Here is a 17,901-nt window from a genome sequence, read left to right as displayed (position 1 = left end):
GAAACTTCCGGACCCAAGGACTGACCATGAACGCCCTCAAAAAGCTGTTTGGCGGCAACACCCGCCAATTCGGCATGATCTTTGCCCTGGTGGCCTTGATCGTCTTCTTCCAGATCTTCACCGAAGGCCGGACCCTGACGCCCGGTAACGTCATCAACCTCTTCAACGGCAACTCCTACATCCTGATCCTCGCCATCGGCATGGTGCTGGTGATCATCGCCGGCCACATCGACCTTTCCGTCGGTTCGGTTGCGGCGTTCGTGGGTGTCACCGTTGCCCTGGCCATCCGCGACTGGGGCATCCCCTGGTGGGCGGGCGTGCTGCTCGGCCTCGTACTAGGCGCCGCCATCGGTGCCTGGCAAGGATGGTGGACCGCCTATGTGGGGATCCCTGCCTTCATCGTCACACTGGCCGGCATGCTCCTGTTCCGCGGCTTCAACCAGTTCGTCGGCAAGTCCAACACCATCCCGGTCCCCAGCGACTTCCAGTACCTCGGTTCCGGCTACCTGCCGGAAGTCGGGCCCAACACCGGGTTCAACAACCTCACCCTGCTCCTCGGCATCGCCGCGGCGGCGTTCGTGGTCTGGGGAGAACTGCGCTCCAGGTCCCGTGCCAAGGCCCTGGGCGCCGAGGTCCCGGAAATGTGGGTCACGGCCCTCAAGCTGGTCCTGGTCTGCGGCGCCATCCTGTACGCCACATACCTGTTCGCCACCGGCCGGCCCGGAACCTCGTTCCCCATCCCCGGCCTCATCCTGGCTGTCCTGGTGCTGCTCTACGGCTTCATTTCCTCCCGCACCGTTCTGGGCCGGCACGTTTACGCCGTGGGTGGCAACCGCCATGCCGCCGAGCTGTCCGGCGTGCAATCCAAGAAGGTCAACTTCCTGGTGATGATGAACATGTCCATCCTGGCCGGTCTGGCCGGCATGATTTTCGTGGGACGGTCCACGGCATCGGGCCCGTTCGACGGCGTGGGCTGGGAACTGGACGCCATCGCCGCAGTCTTCATCGGCGGCGCCGCGGTGACCGGCGGCGTGGGCACCGTGGTGGGGTCCATCATCGGTGGCCTGGTCATGGCTGTACTGAACAACGGCCTCCAGCTGCTCGGCGTCGGCGCCGACCTTACCCAGATCATCAAGGGCCTGGTGCTGCTGATCGCCGTCGCCTTCGACGTCTACAACAAGAGCCAGGGCAAGAAGTCCATCATCGGCCTGCTGACCAGGAACATGGGCCGGTCCGGCGGCGGCCCCAGCAGCCCCACCCAGCCCGACGAAACCACCTCCACCAAGGAAGCGATTGCCAGGGAAGCCTGAGCTTTGCAACCGAATAGCGGTAATCCATCACAAAGAGAGAGAAAACCAACTATGCGAATGTTTGGTAAAGCAGGAAAGGCCGCAGCGGTAGCTGCCATCGCAGCACTGGCGCTGACGGGCTGCGGCCGCTCGGAAACCCCCTCGGGCGGAGCGAGCGGCGGCGCCGGAGGATTCGAACAGAACTCCTCCATCGGCGTCGCACTTCCGCAGAAGACCAGCGAAAACTGGGTCCTCGCTGAGAAGCTGTTCAATGACGGCCTCAACGGCGCGGGCTTCAAGGCTGACGTCCAGTTCGCCAACGGCGGCGTATCCGAGCAGCAGAACCAGATCAGTGCCATGGTCACCAAGGGTGCCAAGGTCATCATCGTGGGCGCCATCGACGGCTCCCAGCTGGGCACCCAGCTCAAGCAGGCCAAGGACGCCGGCGCAACGATCATTGCCTATGACCGGCTGCTGCTGAACACCGAGAACGTGGACTACTACGTGGCCTACGACAACTTCAAGGTCGGCGAACTGCAGGGCCAGGCCCTGCTGGACGGACTGAAGGCCAAGAAGCCCAATGGCCCGTACAACGTCGAGCTGTTCGCCGGTTCCCCTGATGATGCCAACGCCAAGGTCTTCTTCGACGGCGCCATGAGCGTCCTGAAGCCGAAGATCGACGACGGCACGCTGAAGGTGCTGTCCGGCCAGACGAACTTCGAACAGGCTGTCACCCAGGGCTGGAAGGCCGAGAACGCCCAGCGCCGCGCTGACACACTGCTGACCGGCAGCTACACCAGCGCTTCCCTGGACGGCGTCCTCTCCCCCAACGACACCCTGGCCCGCGCAGTCCTGACCTCCGTCAAGGCAGCCGGCAAGCCGCTCCCCGTGGTGACCGGCCAGGACTCCGAGGTTGAGTCGGTCAAGTCCATCATGGCGGGCGAGCAGTACTCCACCATCAACAAGGACACCCGCAAGCTCGTTGAGCACGCCATCACCATGGTGAAGGACCTCCAGGCCGGCAAGGACCTGGAAATCAACGACAAGGACTCCTACAACAATGGCGTCAAAACGGTTCCGGCCTATCTGCTGGAGCCGGTCATCGTCACCGCCGCCAATGTGAAGACCGCTTACTCCGACGATCCGGTACTCGGCCCGATCACCAAGTAGCACTTCCTTCCGGAACAGCCCGGCTCCCGTGTGGGGGCCGGGCTGTTTCCGTTCCCGCCTGCCGCTGCGGGCGGCTGCCCTACTGCTTAACCTTGAGCACCCCGGGCCCAGTGAACTTCAGCGCATGGTTCTTCACTGCCTGCGGGGCGCTGAATGCTTTGTAACCGTAGACATCGGCGGGGTCCCAGCCCACATCCGTGGTGAAGTCCCAGTCCGTCCAGTCCGGAGCCGGGACTCCGCCGGCTTCTGCCTCGGCCAGTGCCTCCGCGCGGTTCTGCTCAAACGAAACCTTTGCGATGGCGTTCAGGTCCGTGGACTGCCCGTTGTACCAGGACCCGGTGTCGCTGAAACGGTGGCCGTTGTAGCTGCTGACCATGATCGACGGGTCAGCGCCGGGACCCGTGAACTCGAAGGCATTGTGTTCGGAGAAGATCCGCGACTCGTAGCCGGCGCCGAGGAAGTAGCTGCTGCCGCCCTGGGCCTCGCTCACCAACGGGTAGCGCGGATCGTCGGTGCTGCCGGAGAAGTAATTGTTGACCACGTGGACCTGGCCAAACCGGACGCGGGGTGCGCGCTGCTGGAGGTTCTCGAAGTAATTGCCGATGTAGCTGACGCGCAGCTTGCCGCCGTCCTTGTCAACGTGCTCGTCGCCGGAACCCAGGAGCATGGTCTTGTCGTGGTTGGAGAGCCTGCTGTTGGAAATGGTCACGAAGTCTGTGCCGTCCTTCAGGTCGAGCAGGCCGTCGTGCCGGTTGGCCGGTTTGCCGTTGGGGCCCTTCGGAGCTTCGCTGTCCGGGAACCGACCATCCGAGAGGCTGACATGGTCAATCCACAGGTGGTCCGAGGTCACCGAGGATACGGCGTCAAAGCGCGCGTTCCAGGCGCCGTTGCCGTCATCCGGCGACCAGGTGCTGAAGAAGTCCACCGGCGCTTCCACGCTGAGGTTCCGCATCACCACGTTCGTGGCGCTCAGCATCACGATGTTGGCGCCAATGAATCCTGAGCCGTCACCCAGGCCAACCAGAGTGGTGTTGCTGGGGAGACTCACTTCGATCTGCCGTTTCATATTGTTGCTGCCGGTCTGGCGCAGCTGGCGCTGCTTCTTGCAGTAATCGAACGACTGGTCGCTCCAGACTTTGCCTCCGGGGCCAAAGCAGGAAATGTATTGATTGATGTCGTAGCCCGGAGCATAGTCCTGCTCCCCGAGGATTCGTCCGTCCGGCGTTTGGTTGCCGTCGATGATCCCCTTGACGTAGACGATCTTCGGCGCAGTGGGCTGCCCGTTGTTTGCCAGCGCCGCCTTCAATTCCGTGAGGGTACTGACTTCGTAGCGGCTTTCAGCAGTCGCGCCGGCGCCTCCATTCGTGCCGCGTCCGACGGCGGCCCAACCAGTAGGTGCCGCATCGTCGGCTTTGATCACTCCTCCGCCGGTGGGTGCTGGGCCGGCGGTTGCGGGTGCGGTCACCGCAAGGCCCGCAGCCAGTGCCACGGCGGCGGCCGATGCTGCGATTCCGGCGGGACGCCGAAGGTTTCGGGACGTGGAAGTGCGTGCGTTATCGCGTTTAGGGGACGTCATTGGCCTAATTTCCGGCATGCCACAGAGACCACATGCCTTGAGGGGTGCGGATGAAAAGGTGGGAAGCCGTTGCTGAGAAAGCGGTTTCCGAGCAACTGCTTAATTCTTACGCGCGTCATGACAAGACTGTCAAGGGGTCTTCACAGGGCAAACACAGGTTCGGCCAGCTGTCCGCACAGGGATTCCGCTGATTGTTGATCCTGACAGCGGGCCTGCAGGCCTGCCCCGAAATTCTAGGAGTACAGTGAGCGTCCTTGCCCGGAGTGTAGGCAACGCCTTCAGAAACAAAGTCAGGACCGCAGCCGTCGTTGCCGTCCTGGCTGTCGCCATCGGACTGGCCTTGGCCATGCTGGTGGCCCACCAGGCCGTCGGAGCGAAAGTCCAGGAGCTTAACGCCTCGGTGGGCACAGTCCTGACCGTCAACCCCGCTGGCGGACAAGGCTTCGAAGGCGGAGGCGAGCCCCTCACCAGCGCGCAGGCAACCGCTGCAGCCGCCGTTCCCAACGTGAGCGCCGTCGTCGGGACCTCCTCCCTCCGTCTGCGGAACGCCACGGAAGCCGCCGCCCAGGCCACAGCGGGACAAACCGGCCAGGGCGGCCCCGCCGGACAGGGTGGCCAGGGCGGACCTGGCGGGCAGGCTGCGGCAACGCTGACCACAAGCCTCACTGCGGCAGTGGACGCGGGAACACTTGGGAACCGCAACCAGCAGTCAAATGGAACCACGGGATCCACGGGGTCAACCACGCAGCCCATGCGGTCGCTGCCCATCACTGCCACCGGCATTGGCGCCGAGGTTGACACCACAGGCAAGGCGCTCACCATCACCGACGGCACAGGGTTGGGCGACTACACCGCCGAGTCCGCGAACGCCCTCCTGGGCACCACCCTGGCAGAAAAGAACAACCTCACCGTCGGCTCCTCGTTCACCATCAACGATCAGGCCTACACCGTGGCCGGCCTGTTCGACGCCGGCACCACCTTCGCCAACAACGCCGTCTACGTCTCGCTCCCCACGGCCCAGACCCTGGCCGGATTGCCGGATGAACTGTCCAGCATGATCGTCACGGTGAATTCCCTGGAGAACGTCGAGTCCACTAAGACCGCCCTGCAGGAAGCCCTCGGCACGGACAAGGCGGACGTCACCCAGGGACAGAACCTGGAGACCGCCGTCAGCTCCCTCGGCAGCGTCAAGAACATCTCCTTCATCGCCTTCGTCGCCGCACTCGGCACCGCCGGGCTGATCATCCTGCTCATCATGGTCATGCTGGTCCGGGAGCGCCGGCGGGAGATCGGCGTCCTGAAGGCCATCGGCGCTCCCAACCGGACCATCGGCCTCCAGTTCGTCCTCGAAGCCCTCGTCCTCGCGGCGTTGGGCAGCGCGGCGGGCGCAGTTATCGCCGCCTTTGCCAGCAGCGGCATCGCTTCCGCGCTGATCACCACCAACAGCACGGGCACGACGACGGCCACCACCGCCGGGCGCGGCATGCCCGGCGGCATGCCCGGCGGCGGAGCAGGCTTTCCGGGCGGCGGCCAGGGCGGGAATCCGTTCGGCGGCGCCTCCCAGCTGCTCACTTCCGTCACAGCCAGCGCCTCCCCCGAAGTCATCGCAGCCGGCATCGCCGCTGTGTTCGGCGTCGCCATCATCGGCGCGCTCGTCCCGGCGCTGCTCACGGCACGCATCCGTCCCATCGAAGTCCTGCGAGGAGAATAGCCATGATTGAAGTCAAACACCTGGTCCGCACGTTCAACTCCGGTGACCGCACCATCAAGCCGGTCAACGATGTCAGCTTCGTCCTCGGACAGGGCACCCTGGCCTCGATCGTCGGAAAAAGCGGAAGCGGGAAGAGCACCCTGCTCTCCCTTCTTGGTGCGCTGGACAAGCCCACCAGCGGAGACGTCGTGGTCAACGGCGTGAGCCTGGCGGGGATGCCCGATGCCAAACTGACTGAATACCGCCGGCGGGACATCGGCTTCGTGTTTCAGCAGTTCAACCTGATCCCCAACCTTTCCGCCGTTGACAACGTCATGCTGCCCATGGAGTTCGCGGGAATGCGCAAGGCGGCGCGTCAGCAGCGTGCCAAGGATCTGTTGGAGCAGGTTCAGCTGGTCCAGGACAAGCACGACAGGCGCACCAACCGGCTCTCCGGCGGCGAGCAACAGCGTGTCGCCATCGCCCGTGCCCTGGCCAACGAGCCGAAGCTGATCCTGGCCGATGAACCCACCGGCAACCTGGACGAGCAGACCGGGGACCACATCATCTCGCTCCTCAGCGCCCTCAGCCGCGACCACAACACCACCATCCTGGTGGTGACCCACGACCGTGCCCTGGCCAACAAGACCGACCGCCGGTTCCGTCTGCAGCAGGGAAAGCTGACCGAGGAACCGGCGCACCACCGGGCCCCGCTCCCGGTGACGGCCTAGCAGCGATGGGGAGGGCCGTCGTCGCGCCCTTCCCCATCAGCCTCCCGGCACCCACGGGGACCAATCTCCAACGCTGCTTCAGTCCTGTGGCAGGATGACTGAATGACCGCCCCCATCGCCACACCATGGTTGTCCAGCCAGGCCGATACGGACCCCCGTTCAGCAACCGGAGCGCCCCTCCGTTGGGGAATCATCGCCACCGGTGGCATCGCCAAATCCGTGGCGCAGGACCTCGCCCTGCTGGCAGATGCCGAACTGTACGCCGTCAGCTCCCGGAGGCAGGCGACGGCGGACGCGTTCGCCGCCGCCTATGGGGTTGGCAAAGCGTACGGGGACCACGACGGCGTGCACGGCTACCAGCGGCTGCTCGCCGATGACGCGGTGGACGTCGTCTACGTTGCCACCCCGCATGCGCAGCACCACCAGATCGTCCTGGCCGCACTTCAGGCAGGCAAGCACGTCCTGTGCGAAAAGGCCTTCACCATCAACGCCCGGGAAGCCGCCGAACTGATCGACACTGCCCGCAGCCGCAACCTCTTCATGATGGAGGCCGTCTGGAGCCGCTTCCTGCCCGGAATGCAGCGTGCCTTCGAAATTGCTGCGTCCGGCGAACTGGGCGACATCCACTGGGTCACTGCCGATCTGGGTTTCCCCGCGCCCTACTCCCCCACCGCCCGCCTGTGGGCACGGCAGGATGGCGGCGGGGCGCTGCTCGACCTCACCGTCTACCCCCTGCTTTGGGCGCTGGGAACGCTCGGGTTTCCCCAAACCGTGAGCGCCACGGGGCATGTGAACGACGACGGCGTGGACGCCCAGAATGCCCTCACGCTCGGCTACCATCACGGCGCCCAGGTCCAACTGACCTCATCGCTTTTGGCACACGGACCGCGCACGGCGACCGTCGCCGGCAGCCGCGGCTTCCTGCAAAGCGCCGGGTCGATCAACAACCCCCGCGAACTGACCGTGGCCACGGGGTGGGACGGGCGGCGGACCGAAATGTTCGACGTCGTGGGCAAGGGCTACACCTACGAGCTCCGGGAAGTGACCCGCTGCATCCAGCAGGGCATTGCGGAAAGTCCGGTAATGCCGCTGGAAGACTCGCTGAATACCATGCGCCTCTTTGACGGCGTACGGGCCCAGCTGGGCGTCAGCTACCCGAATGACGGACATCGCTGAAGCCGCGGCGCTTCGCCACATCAGGGCGTCAATGACGTGACAATTTCGGCCGTAAACTTACGGGCTTATTAGCGGGCGGCATCATTTCCTGTCACATTCTTTTTATTGACCCCTAGACTTTCAACGATAAGCAGTCTTAGGATTCTGCCATCGTCGTTTTCCAACGGTACTGGGGGTGGTACTCGTGGCTCATGCACATTTGCCGTGGCGTGCCATGCGCCCCGTGTTGCTTGCCGGGGCCGCGGCCATTGGCTGGTTGACGATGTCTTCCACCGCGGCATCGGCCGATACCCTTTCTGAGGCTTCGTCCCTCCTGGGCGGTGTCACCAGCTCCATAACGTCGTCCGTTTCCTCGGTGACAGGCAAGGTTGCCGGAACCGTTCCAACGGATTCGCAGCCTTCGACTACTGCTCCGACGCCGGCCCCCGCGTCCGCACCCGCCCAGCCGGCGGGACTGCTGCAGCCGGTAGCCAGCCAGGTTTCGGCTGTGGCGGACAACCTGATCTCCGCCGTGCCCGTGGTGAACCGAGTGGTTCCAACGGGTACAGTTTCTGCCGTTGCAACGCCCATCGTTGAGGTTGCTGACGGGACCTCTGCGGCCCTCGTTGAAGCTGTAGTTCCGCCGCTTGCCGAGGCCATCCCCGTGCTTGAACCGGTGTTGGTCCCGGTGTCCGACCTCGTGACCGGATCCGACCCTCTTCCGCTTCCCGATCTCTCCGGAACCCTGCCACTGGAAGAACTGCCGGCCTCCGGACCGGTCGCCGCGGCCAGGACAAATTTCGTTGAGCCCGTGCAGGATGCCGCCGTTGCGGTGCGGGCTGGGTCGTTTGGCGCAGCCGAACCGGCCCGGGCAGCCGACGTGAACGCTGCGGCGCCGTCCCTGACCGTTTTCCCGGGCTTCGGCGCGGCGTTCCTTGCTGAAACCGCGGGCATCCAGCCTGCTGTGCACCCCTCGGGTGGCGGCGACGCCGGCCAGCCGGTCACGGACGATCCCGCGCAGTCCCCTGCTGTTCCGGGCACCGGCACTGGCAGCGGTGGGCCTGCTTCCGTCGCCTTCGGTTCCGCCGCGTGGCTGAGCGCCTACGACTTTGATCATTTCCTCTGCCGCGCCGTCCTGGCCCGGGAAGACGGTGAACATGCCCCCGCACCGGTGTCCTTCGACCCCGGTTCTTCGCCTGACTAGTTGAGTCTCGGCTGCCCCTTTGCGGCAGCGCGCGGCCATATGGGCAGCTGCATCAGCGCCCTTCTTCAACTTCTTCAGGAGAAATCATCATGAGTTCCAACCTTCGCAGGGGGCTGCTTGGCACCCTCTTTGCCGGTGGACTGCTGGCATTCGGCTGCACAGCAGCGAACGCGGCTGACACCACCAACACCACCGGATCGGATCTTTCCGCATCCGCCCTGATCTCGGCGGCGGCGTCCGCTGATACGACGTCGTTGGGCCTGCTGGGTGACCCAACGCCGTCCGACTCAACGGGCGTCGCCGCCGTAGTGGACGTCGCACTGAACGCCGGAGACAACACCGCCGGAGCCGGCAGCGGGCTTGCTGCGGCCGCCGTAGTCGGCTTGGGCCTCGGGGGCAGCAGCACTGCTCCCGAGGCAACGGCGGCCGACGTTGCAGTCCAGGCTGATGTGAACGTCGGCCTGGGTACCGGTTCAGTCATGGCGGAACCGGACCCGGCGGCCCCGGAGGCCAATGTAGCGGTCGCCGCGGATGCGGTTGTGAACCTCGGCGGCGTCACCGGAACCAACGGCACCAACGACGGCCTCACTGCCGTCGTTGACGCAGACGTGAACCTCGGCCTCGGCAACACCGGAACCACGGACGGCACCACCACCGATGCAGCGGTCGCCGCAGATGCGGTTGTGGACCTCGGCGGCGCCACCGGAACCAACGGCACCAACGACGGCCTCACCGCCGTCGTCGACGCAGACGTGAACCTCGGCCTCGGCAACACCGGAACCACGGACGGCACCACCACCGATGCAGCGGTCGCCGCAGATGCGGTTGTGGACCTCGGCGGCGCCACCGGAACCAACGGCACCAACGGCACCAACGACGGCCTCACTGCCGTCGTCGACGCAGACGTGAACCTCGGCCTCGGAAACACCGGAACCACGGACGGCACCACCAGCAACGGCGGACTCGATTCTGCCATCGACGCAGTCATTGACCTCGGCCTCGGCAACACGGGAAACACCGGCGGAGTGGATGCCGGCATCGACCTCGGGATTGACCTGGGCGTAGACCTTGGCATCGGCGGCATCGGCACGGAGACCCCGGGTACTGAAAACCCCGGTACCGGTACACCCGGCACGGAGACCCCGGGCGACGGCGACACTGGCGGTGTTGGCACCGTGGATCCCGGAACAGGCACCCCGGGCGCCGAAACCCCGGGTACCGAAAACCCCGGCAATGGCACCGGCAATGGCAACGGCACAGGGACGGGCAACGGTACTGACAACGGCACCGGCACCGCGGGCGCAGGAACGACCGGAACCAATAGCATCTCGGTAGCCCCCGCCGGTTCAACAGCAGTCAGTGGCGTCATCGCCGCCGACATTACACCCCGAAGCGCTCCTGCCCAGGGTGGTGCGGCCGCACTGGCCAACACCGGCCTGGACGGCTCCCTCGTCCCGCTGGCCCTGCTGCTCCTGGCCGCCGGGATCCTGGTGCTCCGCAAGCGCAGGATTTCCTGACACACGTTCCTGCGTTGCATTCCCCCTGAACAAAGTGGGAAAGCGTCCGTGAATCGCGCCTGAAGCGGCAGCACTCCACGGGCTGCAGGAAAGGAGGACTACAACACAGAAGACAGAAAAGCACGCAAAACATGTCATCAGCACACATGTCCTTGTGGCCGATGGTCCGGCGGCGGATGTTGGAGTTCCGCCGCCGGACCCTCGGCGTGTGCGCCGCGAAACTCAAGGTCAATCGCCGGGCCGCCCCTCCGCCGGTATGATTTGAATACGACAGTGCCGCATCGCACCGGGAGGGACGGGACATGGTGGCGGAATCGCCCAGCTCCACCACGAACGAGGTTCTCGGCGGTCGCTACCGGTTGAATGAGGTCATTGGCCGCGGGGGAATGTCTTCGGTCTACAGCGCCCGGGACGAAAACCTTGGCCGTGACGTGGCCCTTAAGCTCTTCGCCCCGCAGGCCCCGGACACCGAGGAACTGAAACGCCAGGAAGCGGAAATCCAGCTGCTGGCCACTTTGAACCATCCCGGACTCGTCACGCTTTTCGACGCCGGCATCGATACCCGGATCCCGGACGAGCCACGGCCGTTCCTCACCATGGAACTCGTGGAGGGCCAGGACCTCCGCGGCCGTATCCGCCACAGCCGTGTCCCGCTGGAAGAACTGGCAGTCATCGGCGCCGGAATCGCAGACGCCCTGGCCTACGTCCATGGGCTGGGCGTGATCCACCGCGACATCAAACCCGCCAACATCCTGCTGGTCCAGATCCGCCCTGGCGAACCCCTGCGCCCCAAGCTCACCGACTTCGGCATTGCGCGGATCGCGGACTCCACCCGTCTGACCACCACTGGAACCATGGTGGGCACTGCCGCGTACCTCAGTCCGGAACAGGCGCTGGGCCAACCGCTCTCCGCCGCCACGGACATCTATTCGTTCGGCCTCGTGCTGATTGAATGCATCAAGGGCACCGTCGAGTACCCCGGCGGCGCCGTGGAGTCCGCGGTGGCCCGGCTGCACCGGGCACCCGAGATCCCGGACGACCTCCCCGCAGAGTGGGCGCAGCTCCTCCGCTCGATGACTGCCGTCGAACCCCTGGAGCGCCCGTCCGCCGCGGACATCGAGACCGCCCTGCGCCAAGCCCTCGTCTCACCCGCTTCCACACCCGGCGAACTCGCCCTCGAAAGCACCCGGGTGCTGCCGGCCATGCCGTTCCACCCGCCGTCGATCACCGCGGAAGAGTCAGTGGACGAACTGCGGGAAGCGGCAGCTTCCCCCGAAGCCCGGGAACCTGAGGCCAGAAACCTCCATCCGCGGGCCCGCACCAAGCGCTTCTGGATCGGCGTGGTCCTTACGCTCATAGTGGTGGCGGCCGCTGTTGCCGCGGTGATCCTGACCCTGTCCACACAATCTCCCGCCGACGTCGTGCCGTATCCCACGGTCACCGGGGAACTCGGCGATCACCTGAAGGAATTGCAGAAGAGCGTCGAACCGTGATCCCTGGAAAGCATGGGGCGCTGACCGTCCGCTGGTCCGCGGCGATGCTGGCCGCCGGATTGCTCGCCGGCTGCGGGACCGGCGAAACGGGGTTCCAGCGCGATGCCGCCAAGCAGTTGCAGGCACGGGTGCTTGAGGTAGCGCAGGCGTCGTCGCAGAACGATCCCGCTACCGCCCTCAGGGCGCTTGAGGGCCTCGAAACCGAACTCGAAAACGCGCACTCGAAGGGCGGCATCTCGGACGAACGCCGCCGCAGCATCACCACCGTTGCCGCCGCAGTCCGGGCCGACCTGACCGACGCGATCGCCAAGACCGAACAGGCCAAAGCCCGGGCCGAAGAGGAAGCCCGCCAGGCGGCCGAACAAGCGGCCCAGCAAACCCCGCCGGCCCAGGAAGCCCCCGCGCCGTCCACGGTGCAGCCCTCCGGTGAGGACAAGGGCAAGAAGGACAACGCGGGCAAGGGTAAAGGCAGCGGATAGCGGCCCGCCGATGCAGCGTTCGACGCCGGAAGGGACGTTTGGCGCTGATCTCCACTTAGCCAACGGCACAAGAAAGAGGCGGTGCCCCGGAACAGATCCGGGGCACCGCCTCTCTCGTGAAACTGCCGCAGCAGCCTGCCGCTAGCTCAGACTGTCGATGACCTTGTTCAGGGTCGCGGACGGCCGCATGACCGCAGAGGCCTTGGCGTCCTCGGGGTGGTAGTAGCCTCCGACGTCCACGGGCGAGCCCTGGACCGCAGCCAACTCACCAACGATGGCTTCCTCCTGGGAGGAGAGTTCCTTGGCGACGGCGCTGAAAGCGGCGGCCAGGTCGGCGTCGTCCGTCTGCTTGGCCAGTTCCTCGGCCCAGTAGCGGGCAAGGAAGTAGTGGCTGCCGCGGTTGTCCAGTTCGCCGGCACGGCGGCTCGGGGACTTGTTCTCCAGCAGGAACGTGCCCGTGGCGCGGTCCAGCGTGTCGGCGAGGACCTGGGCGCGGGCGTTGCCGGTGGTGGTGGCCAGGTGCTCGAAGCTGACAGCCAGGGCCAGGAATTCGCCCAGGCTGTCCCAGCGGAGGTGGTTTTCCTTCAGCAGCTGCTGGACGTGCTTCGGCGCGGAGCCGCCGGCGCCGGTCTCGAAGAGTCCGCCGCCGTTCATCAGCGGCACCACGGAAAGCATCTTGGCGCTGGTGCCCAGTTCCAGGATGGGGAAGAGGTCCGTGAGGTAGTCGCGGAGGACGTTGCCGGTGACGGAGATGGTGTCTTCGCCCTTGCGGATCCGGTCCAGGGTGAACGCCGTGGCCTTGACCGGGGACAGGATCTGGAGGTCCAGGCCCTCGGTGTCGTGGTCCTTCAGGTACTCGTTGACCTTGGCGATGAGGTTGGCATCGTGGGCGCGCTCCTCGTCCAGCCAGAACACGGCAGGCGTCTGGGAGGCGCGGGCACGGGTGACGGCAAGCTTGACCCAGTCACGGATGGGGGCGTCCTTGGTCTGGCAGGCGCGCCAGATGTCGCCGACGGAAACTTCGTGTTCGAGCAGGACCTTGCCTGATCCATCCACAACCTGGACGGTGCCGGCTTCCTGGATCTCAAAAGTCTTGTCGTGGCTGCCATATTCCTCGGCTGCCTGTGCCATGAGGCCCACGTTGGGGACGGTGCCCATGGTGGTGGGGTCGTAGGCGCCGTTGGCGCGGCAGTCGTCAAGGACCACCTGGTAGATGCCGGCGTAGGAGCTGTCCGGCAGGACTGCCAGGGTGTCGGCTTCCTTGCCGTCCGGGCCCCACATGTGGCCGGAGCTGCGGATCATGGCAGGCATGGACGCGTCCACGATGACGTCGGAGGGGACGTTCAGGGTGGTGATGCCCTTGTCCGAGTCCACCATGGCCAGTGCCGGGCCGTCTTCGAGGCCCTTCTTGATGAGGTTCTGGACGCCGTCGCGAACATCCGAGGGCAGGTCCTCCAGGCTGCTCAGGATGGCGGCCAGCCCGTTGTTGGGGCTGATGCCGGCGGCTGCGAGCTGCTTGCCGTAGGTTTCAAACAGTTCGGAGAAGTAAGCCTTGACCACGTGGCCGAAGATGATGGGGTCCGAAACCTTCATCATGGTGGCCTTCAGGTGTGCGGAGAACAGCACGCCCTCTTCCTTGGCGCGGGCAACCTGGGCCTTCAGGAACTCGTCCAGGGCTGCGGCGCGCATGACGGTTCCGTCGATGACCTCGCCGGCCAGGACCGGGAACGCCTTCTTGAGGACCTTCACCGAGCCGTCTTCACGGACCAGCTGGATGGCGATGGTGCCTTCCGATTCAATGACAACGGACTTCTCGTTGGAGCGGAAGTCGTCCTGGCCCATGGTGGCCACGTTGGTCTTGGAATCAGCGGTCCAAGCACCCATGGAGTGCGGGTTCTGGCGGGCGTAGTTCTTGACGGACAGCGGTGCGCGGCGGTCCGAGTTGCCTTCGCGCAGGACCGGGTTTACGGCCGAGCCCTTGATCTTGTCGTAGCGCGAGCGGACGGCAGTCTCTTCGTCCGAGGTGGGGTTGTCCGGGTAGTCCGGCAGTGCGTAGCCCTGGCCCTGCAGCTCTGCAATGGCGGCCTTCAGCTGCGGGATCGAAGCGCTGATGTTAGGCAGCTTGATGATGTTGGCTTCCGGCGTCTTCGCCAGTTCACCCAGTTCAGCAAGGGCGTCACCGGTCTGCTGCTCAGGCGTGAGGTAATCGCCGAACACAGCGATGATGCGGCCGGCGAGCGAGATGTCGCGGGTCTCCACCTCCACACCTGCAGTCGAAGCGAACGCCTCGATGATCGGCAGGAACGAATAGGTAGCCAGCATCGGCGCTTCGTCGGTGTGGGTGTAGATAATCTTGGACATGCGCGGGCGTCTCCCTGAAGGTCGGCTTGGTTGTGAAACCTTTGTCTATTTCACCAAGTACAACTTACCCGAGGACACCGGTTTGAACCCTACCGGGAACGCTGGATGACCCCGCCGTGAGCAGGATTACAGCGATGGAGAAGCGTACGACGGCGGCGTCCGCCCGGGTGCCCCACCCCGCCCCGCGTCGGGCTCCTGACCTGCGTCTCCACAGCCCCCTTTCCATTGCAGGGTAAGTCACTCCTGTTTACTTATATGTGACGCACGCGATAAATTCTTGAAGTCGATCCGCGCCCTCTCCCCCGGGGCATTTTCCGTTCAGACAGGACAACAATGACACGCACCCGGTCCCTGGCTTCCGGCATCCTGAGCTTCTCCGCCGCAGCCGTTCTGGCTCTGACCACCGCCGGCGGCGCCTCCGCCGCGCCGGCCTCCCCATCGCCCTCCGAAGACGCCCTGCTCCCCTCCGTCGCCCGCCTTGCCGTTAACAGCACTGGTGCAGCGGACTACTGGACCGCGGACCGGATGGAGGGTGCCCGCCCCGGTGATGTCCTAGCCGGGAAAGCCCTGGCAACGAGCCCCCGTTCCAATCCCGCAACAGTGGCCAAAGGAAAGAACACCAAAGTTGGCGCCAGCAAGGCCAAGGCAGCAACAACCGGTTCAGTGACCCACATTGGCAAGGTTTTCTTCACCATGGGCGGCGCCAACTACGTCTGCTCCGGCAACGCCGTGACGTCCAGGAACAAGAGCACCGTCTCTACAGCCGGCCACTGCGTCTTTGGCGGCCCGGGCCAGGAGGCCACGAACTTCGTCTTCGTGCCCGCCTACGAGAACGGCCAGGCGCCCTATGGAAAGTGGACCGCCAGCGACCTCTACACCACCAGCGAATGGACCGCCTCCGGGGACATCTCCTACGACACGGCCTTCGCCGTGATGAACCGCCTCGACGGCAACCTGCTGACCGACGTGGTGGGCGGCTCCGGAGTGGCGTTCAACGAGGACCGCGGACTGTCCTACACGTCTTACGGCTACCCTGCAGACAAGCAGTACAACGGCGAGGCCCTGAAGAGCTGCGCGGGCCCTGCCACAAACGACACCGTCAACCCTGCTTTCACCACCCAGGGCATCCCATGCGACATGACCAGCGGTTCCTCCGGCGGCCCGTGGTTCATCGGCTCCGGCCCGGATGGACTGCAGAACTCGATCAACAGCTACGGCTACAGCGGATCCAAGGTCATGTACGGCCCGTACTGGGGTGACTCGATTGAAAAGACCTACCGTGTTGCGTCACGATCCTAGCGAAGAGCCCGATGCCGGCGTCGCCCACATCGAGGTAACCCAGACGCACGAGGAAATCCTCGAGTACTGGACCGATGAACGGATGGCGGAGGCCAAGCCCCGGGAGCTGGTGTTGCGGCCAGAACCTGAAGAGCAGCACCCGGCCGGCGAGGACTAAACCGCACATGAAAAACGGCGCCTGCCCCCTGCGAAGGGGACAGGCGCCGTCGTTCGTTAAAGCAGCCGCTTAGTGGAAGAAGTGGCGCGCTCCGGTGAAGTACATGGAGATGCCGGCGGCGTTTGCCGCAGCGATGACTTCCTCGTCGCGGACGGATCCGCCGGGCTGGACGACGGCGCGGACGCCGGCGTCGATCAGGATCTGCAGGCCGTCAGCGAACGGGAAGAACGCGTCCGAAGCTGCCACGGCGCCCTGGGCACGCCGGGGGGCGCCGGCACCGGTGGCGTTCGTGGCACCGCCGGCGCCATCGACGTCGGACTCCACCTGGAGGCCCAGCGTGTTGGCGCGTTCCACGGCCAGCTTGCAGGAATCGAGGCGGTTGACCTGGCCCATGCCGATGCCGACTGCTGCGCCGTTGTCCGCGAGGAGGATGGCGTTGGACTTGGCTGCACGGCAGGCGGTCCAGGCGAAGGCGAGGTCCGCGAGGGTCTTCTCATCGGCGGCGTCGCCCGCAGCCAGCGTCCAGTTGGCGGGGTTGTCGCCGTCGGCGTCCACCTTGTCGCTGACCTGGACCAGCATGCCGCCGGAAACCTGGCGGAACTCGGTGGGGTAGCGGCCGTAGCCCTCGGGCAGGGCAAGCAGCCGGATGTTCTTCTTCTTGGAGAGGATCTCCACGGCCTCGGGCTCGAACCCGGGCGCGATGACTACCTCGGTGAAGATGTCCTTGACGGTGTTGGCCATGGCCGCCGTGACCGGACGGTTGGCTGCGATGACGCCGCCGAACGCAGACACGGGATCGCAGGCGTGGGCCTTGGCGTGGGCGTCCGCGATGGGATCCGCGGCGCCTGCCGAACCGACGGCAACGCCGCACGGGTTGGCGTGCTTGATGATGGCCACGGCCGGCTCGCTGAAATCGAAGGCAGCGCGGAGGGCGGCGTCGGCGTCAACGAAGTTGTTGTAGCTCATGGCCTTGCCGTGCAGCTGGTCTGCCTGGGCGATGCCCACCGGGGCGGCCTTGTCCACGTAAAGGGCAGCCTGCTGGTGCGGGTTCTCGCCGTAGCGCAGCACCTCGGAACGTTCCAAGGACATGCCGGCGTAGGCAGGCCAGTCGATGATGCCGTCGCCGTCTTCGTCGAGGAACTGGCTGGCGGTCCAGGTGGCCACGGCATTGTCGTAGGACGCGGTGTGCGCAAACGCCTTGGCGGCGAGGCGGCGGCGGGTCTTCAGGTCGAAACCGCCGGCGGCGGCAGCAGCCACCACCTGGCCGTAGAAGGACGGGTCCACCACGATGGCGACGGCGGCGTGGTTCTTCGCGGCCGAGCGCACCATGGCGGGGCCCCCGATGTCGATCTGCTCCACGACGTCGTCCTGCGCGGCACCGGACTTGACGGTCTCCACGAACGGGTAGAGGTTGACCACCACCAGGTCGAAGGCTTCGATGTCCATGCTTTCGAGCGTCTCCATGTGGGCGGGGACGCGGCGGTCTGCCAGGATGCCGCCGTGGACGCGGGGGTGCAGCGTCTTGACGCGGCCGTCCAGCATTTCCGGGGAACCGGTGACTTCCTCAACCTCCTGCACGGGGATGCCCGCGGCAGCGATCTTCTTCGCGGTGGAACCGGTGGAGACCAGCTTCACACCCGCTGCGTGCAGACCTGTGGCGAGCTCCTCCAGGCCGGTCTTGTCGTAAACCGAGATCAGGGCCCGGCGGATGGGTACACGGTCAATGGATACGCGCTCATGCTGCGTGAAGCTCACAAATGTCTCCGTCTTATCTCGCGGT

The 17,901-nt window shown here is 65.5% G+C and carries 14 protein-coding genes; 11 read left to right on the top strand and 3 right to left on the bottom strand.

The genetic code is table 11. The features are described from left to right. Positions 1-26 precede the first annotated feature (26 nt). Both mmsB and ACP3TD_RS06600 read left to right on the top strand, forming a co-directional pair. Positions 27-1,310: a multiple monosaccharide ABC transporter permease gene (gene mmsB / locus ACP3TD_RS06605; RefSeq protein WP_426766279.1), complete on the top strand. Its 1,284-nt coding sequence runs from the start codon at positions 27-29 to the stop codon at positions 1,308-1,310. A 51-nt stretch (positions 1,311-1,361) separates the two neighbouring features. Next, on the top strand, positions 1,362-2,459 hold the full coding sequence (locus tag ACP3TD_RS06600; protein ID WP_426766277.1) for a substrate-binding domain-containing protein: 1,098 nt from the start codon (positions 1,362-1,364) through the stop codon (positions 2,457-2,459). A gap of 79 nt (positions 2,460-2,538) precedes the next feature. Here the strand turns inward: ACP3TD_RS06600 and ACP3TD_RS06595 are convergent, their stop codons facing one another. Next, on the bottom strand, positions 2,539-4,035 hold the full coding sequence (locus ACP3TD_RS06595) for a pectate lyase family protein (protein WP_426766275.1): 1,497 nt from the start codon (positions 4,033-4,035) through the stop codon (positions 2,539-2,541). 244 nt (positions 4,036-4,279) lie between these two features. On the opposite strand from ACP3TD_RS06595, the gene ACP3TD_RS06590 reads away from it, so the two are divergent. The 7 genes from ACP3TD_RS06590 to ACP3TD_RS06560 all read left to right on the top strand — a co-directional run bounded on the left by ACP3TD_RS06590 (position 4,280) and on the right by ACP3TD_RS06560 (position 12,304). Next, entirely contained in the window at positions 4,280-5,746 is a 1,467-nt protein-coding gene (locus ACP3TD_RS06590) for an ABC transporter permease (RefSeq protein ID WP_426766273.1), read from the top strand. A gap of 2 nt (positions 5,747-5,748) precedes the next feature. Further along, positions 5,749-6,456 (top strand): ABC transporter ATP-binding protein, encoded by a 708-nt coding sequence (locus tag ACP3TD_RS06585; RefSeq protein ID WP_426766271.1) that lies wholly within the window; start codon positions 5,749-5,751, stop codon positions 6,454-6,456. Positions 6,457-6,558: 102 nt separating this feature from the next. After that, positions 6,559-7,632, top strand: coding sequence for a Gfo/Idh/MocA family protein (locus ACP3TD_RS06580; RefSeq protein WP_426766270.1), 1,074 nt, complete (start codon positions 6,559-6,561; stop codon positions 7,630-7,632). A 262-nt stretch (positions 7,633-7,894) separates the two neighbouring features. Beyond that, positions 7,895-8,815: a hypothetical protein gene (locus ACP3TD_RS06575; RefSeq protein WP_426766268.1), complete on the top strand. Its 921-nt coding sequence runs from the start codon at positions 7,895-7,897 to the stop codon at positions 8,813-8,815. Positions 8,816-8,904: 89 nt separating this feature from the next. Then, positions 8,905-10,332 carry a hypothetical protein gene (locus tag ACP3TD_RS06570; protein WP_426766266.1) on the top strand — a complete coding sequence of 476 codons (1,428 nt, stop codon included), beginning with the start codon at positions 8,905-8,907 and terminating at the stop codon, positions 10,330-10,332. A 302-nt stretch (positions 10,333-10,634) separates the two neighbouring features. Further along, a complete protein-coding gene (locus tag ACP3TD_RS06565; protein WP_426766264.1) occupies positions 10,635-11,825 on the top strand; it encodes a serine/threonine-protein kinase in 1,191 nt (396 codons plus the stop codon). Then, the gene (locus tag ACP3TD_RS06560; protein WP_426766263.1) at positions 11,822-12,304 is read left to right on the top strand and encodes an FIMAH domain-containing protein; all 483 of its coding nucleotides are present in this window, start codon (positions 11,822-11,824) and stop codon (positions 12,302-12,304) included. The genes ACP3TD_RS06565 and ACP3TD_RS06560 overlap by 4 nt, the downstream gene beginning before the upstream one ends. Positions 12,305-12,445: 141 nt before the next feature. Here the strand turns inward: ACP3TD_RS06560 and ACP3TD_RS06555 are convergent, their stop codons facing one another. After that, the gene (locus tag ACP3TD_RS06555; protein ID WP_426766261.1) at positions 12,446-14,665 is read right to left on the bottom strand and encodes an NADP-dependent isocitrate dehydrogenase; all 2,220 of its coding nucleotides are present in this window, start codon (positions 14,663-14,665) and stop codon (positions 12,446-12,448) included. A 333-nt stretch (positions 14,666-14,998) separates the two neighbouring features. Here ACP3TD_RS06555 and ACP3TD_RS06550 point away from each other — a divergent pair, with 333 nt between their 5' ends. Both ACP3TD_RS06550 and ACP3TD_RS06545 read left to right on the top strand, forming a co-directional pair. Next, complete coding sequence (locus tag ACP3TD_RS06550) at positions 14,999-15,964, top strand: trypsin-like serine peptidase (protein WP_426766260.1); 966 nt, start codon at positions 14,999-15,001, stop codon at positions 15,962-15,964. Further along, positions 15,948-16,121 (top strand): hypothetical protein, encoded by a 174-nt coding sequence (locus ACP3TD_RS06545; protein WP_426766258.1) that lies wholly within the window; start codon positions 15,948-15,950, stop codon positions 16,119-16,121. The genes ACP3TD_RS06550 and ACP3TD_RS06545 overlap by 17 nt, the downstream gene beginning before the upstream one ends. Positions 16,122-16,190: 69 nt before the next feature. On the opposite strand, the gene purH is transcribed toward ACP3TD_RS06545, so the two are convergent. Continuing rightward, positions 16,191-17,876, bottom strand: coding sequence for a bifunctional phosphoribosylaminoimidazolecarboxamide formyltransferase/IMP cyclohydrolase (purH, locus tag ACP3TD_RS06540; RefSeq protein WP_426766257.1), 1,686 nt, complete (start codon positions 17,874-17,876; stop codon positions 16,191-16,193). Positions 17,877-17,901 lie beyond the last annotated feature (25 nt).

Origin of the sequence: Pseudarthrobacter sp. 1G09 (genome assembly GCF_050038305.1) — a bacterium.
GTDB lineage: Bacteria > Actinomycetota > Actinomycetes > Actinomycetales > Micrococcaceae > Arthrobacter > Arthrobacter equi.
The sequence above is the reverse complement of the archived record's forward strand: the minus strand, read 5'-3'. Positions and strand labels throughout refer to the sequence as shown.

Excerpts from the sequence above, each read along its gene's own strand:
- ACP3TD_RS06595 (WP_426766275.1), bottom strand. The coding sequence starts at position 4,035 with ATGACGTCCCCTAAACGCGATAACGCACGCACTTCCACGTCCCGAAAC.
- ACP3TD_RS06600 (WP_426766277.1), top strand. The coding sequence starts at position 1,362 with ATGCGAATGTTTGGTAAAGCAGGAAAGGCCGCAGCGGTAGCTGCCATC.
- ACP3TD_RS06570 (WP_426766266.1), top strand. The coding sequence starts at position 8,905 with ATGAGTTCCAACCTTCGCAGGGGGCTGCTTGGCACCCTCTTTGCCGGT.
- ACP3TD_RS06580 (WP_426766270.1), top strand. The coding sequence starts at position 6,559 with ATGACCGCCCCCATCGCCACACCATGGTTGTCCAGCCAGGCCGATACG.
- ACP3TD_RS06550 (WP_426766260.1), top strand. The coding sequence starts at position 14,999 with ATGACACGCACCCGGTCCCTGGCTTCCGGCATCCTGAGCTTCTCCGCC.
- mmsB (WP_426766279.1), top strand. The coding sequence starts at position 27 with ATGAACGCCCTCAAAAAGCTGTTTGGCGGCAACACCCGCCAATTCGGC.
- ACP3TD_RS06585 (WP_426766271.1), top strand. The coding sequence starts at position 5,749 with ATGATTGAAGTCAAACACCTGGTCCGCACGTTCAACTCCGGTGACCGC.
- ACP3TD_RS06565 (WP_426766264.1), top strand. The coding sequence starts at position 10,635 with ATGGTGGCGGAATCGCCCAGCTCCACCACGAACGAGGTTCTCGGCGGT.
- ACP3TD_RS06555 (WP_426766261.1), bottom strand. The coding sequence starts at position 14,665 with ATGTCCAAGATTATCTACACCCACACCGACGAAGCGCCGATGCTGGCT.
- ACP3TD_RS06575 (WP_426766268.1), top strand. The coding sequence starts at position 7,895 with ATGTCTTCCACCGCGGCATCGGCCGATACCCTTTCTGAGGCTTCGTCC.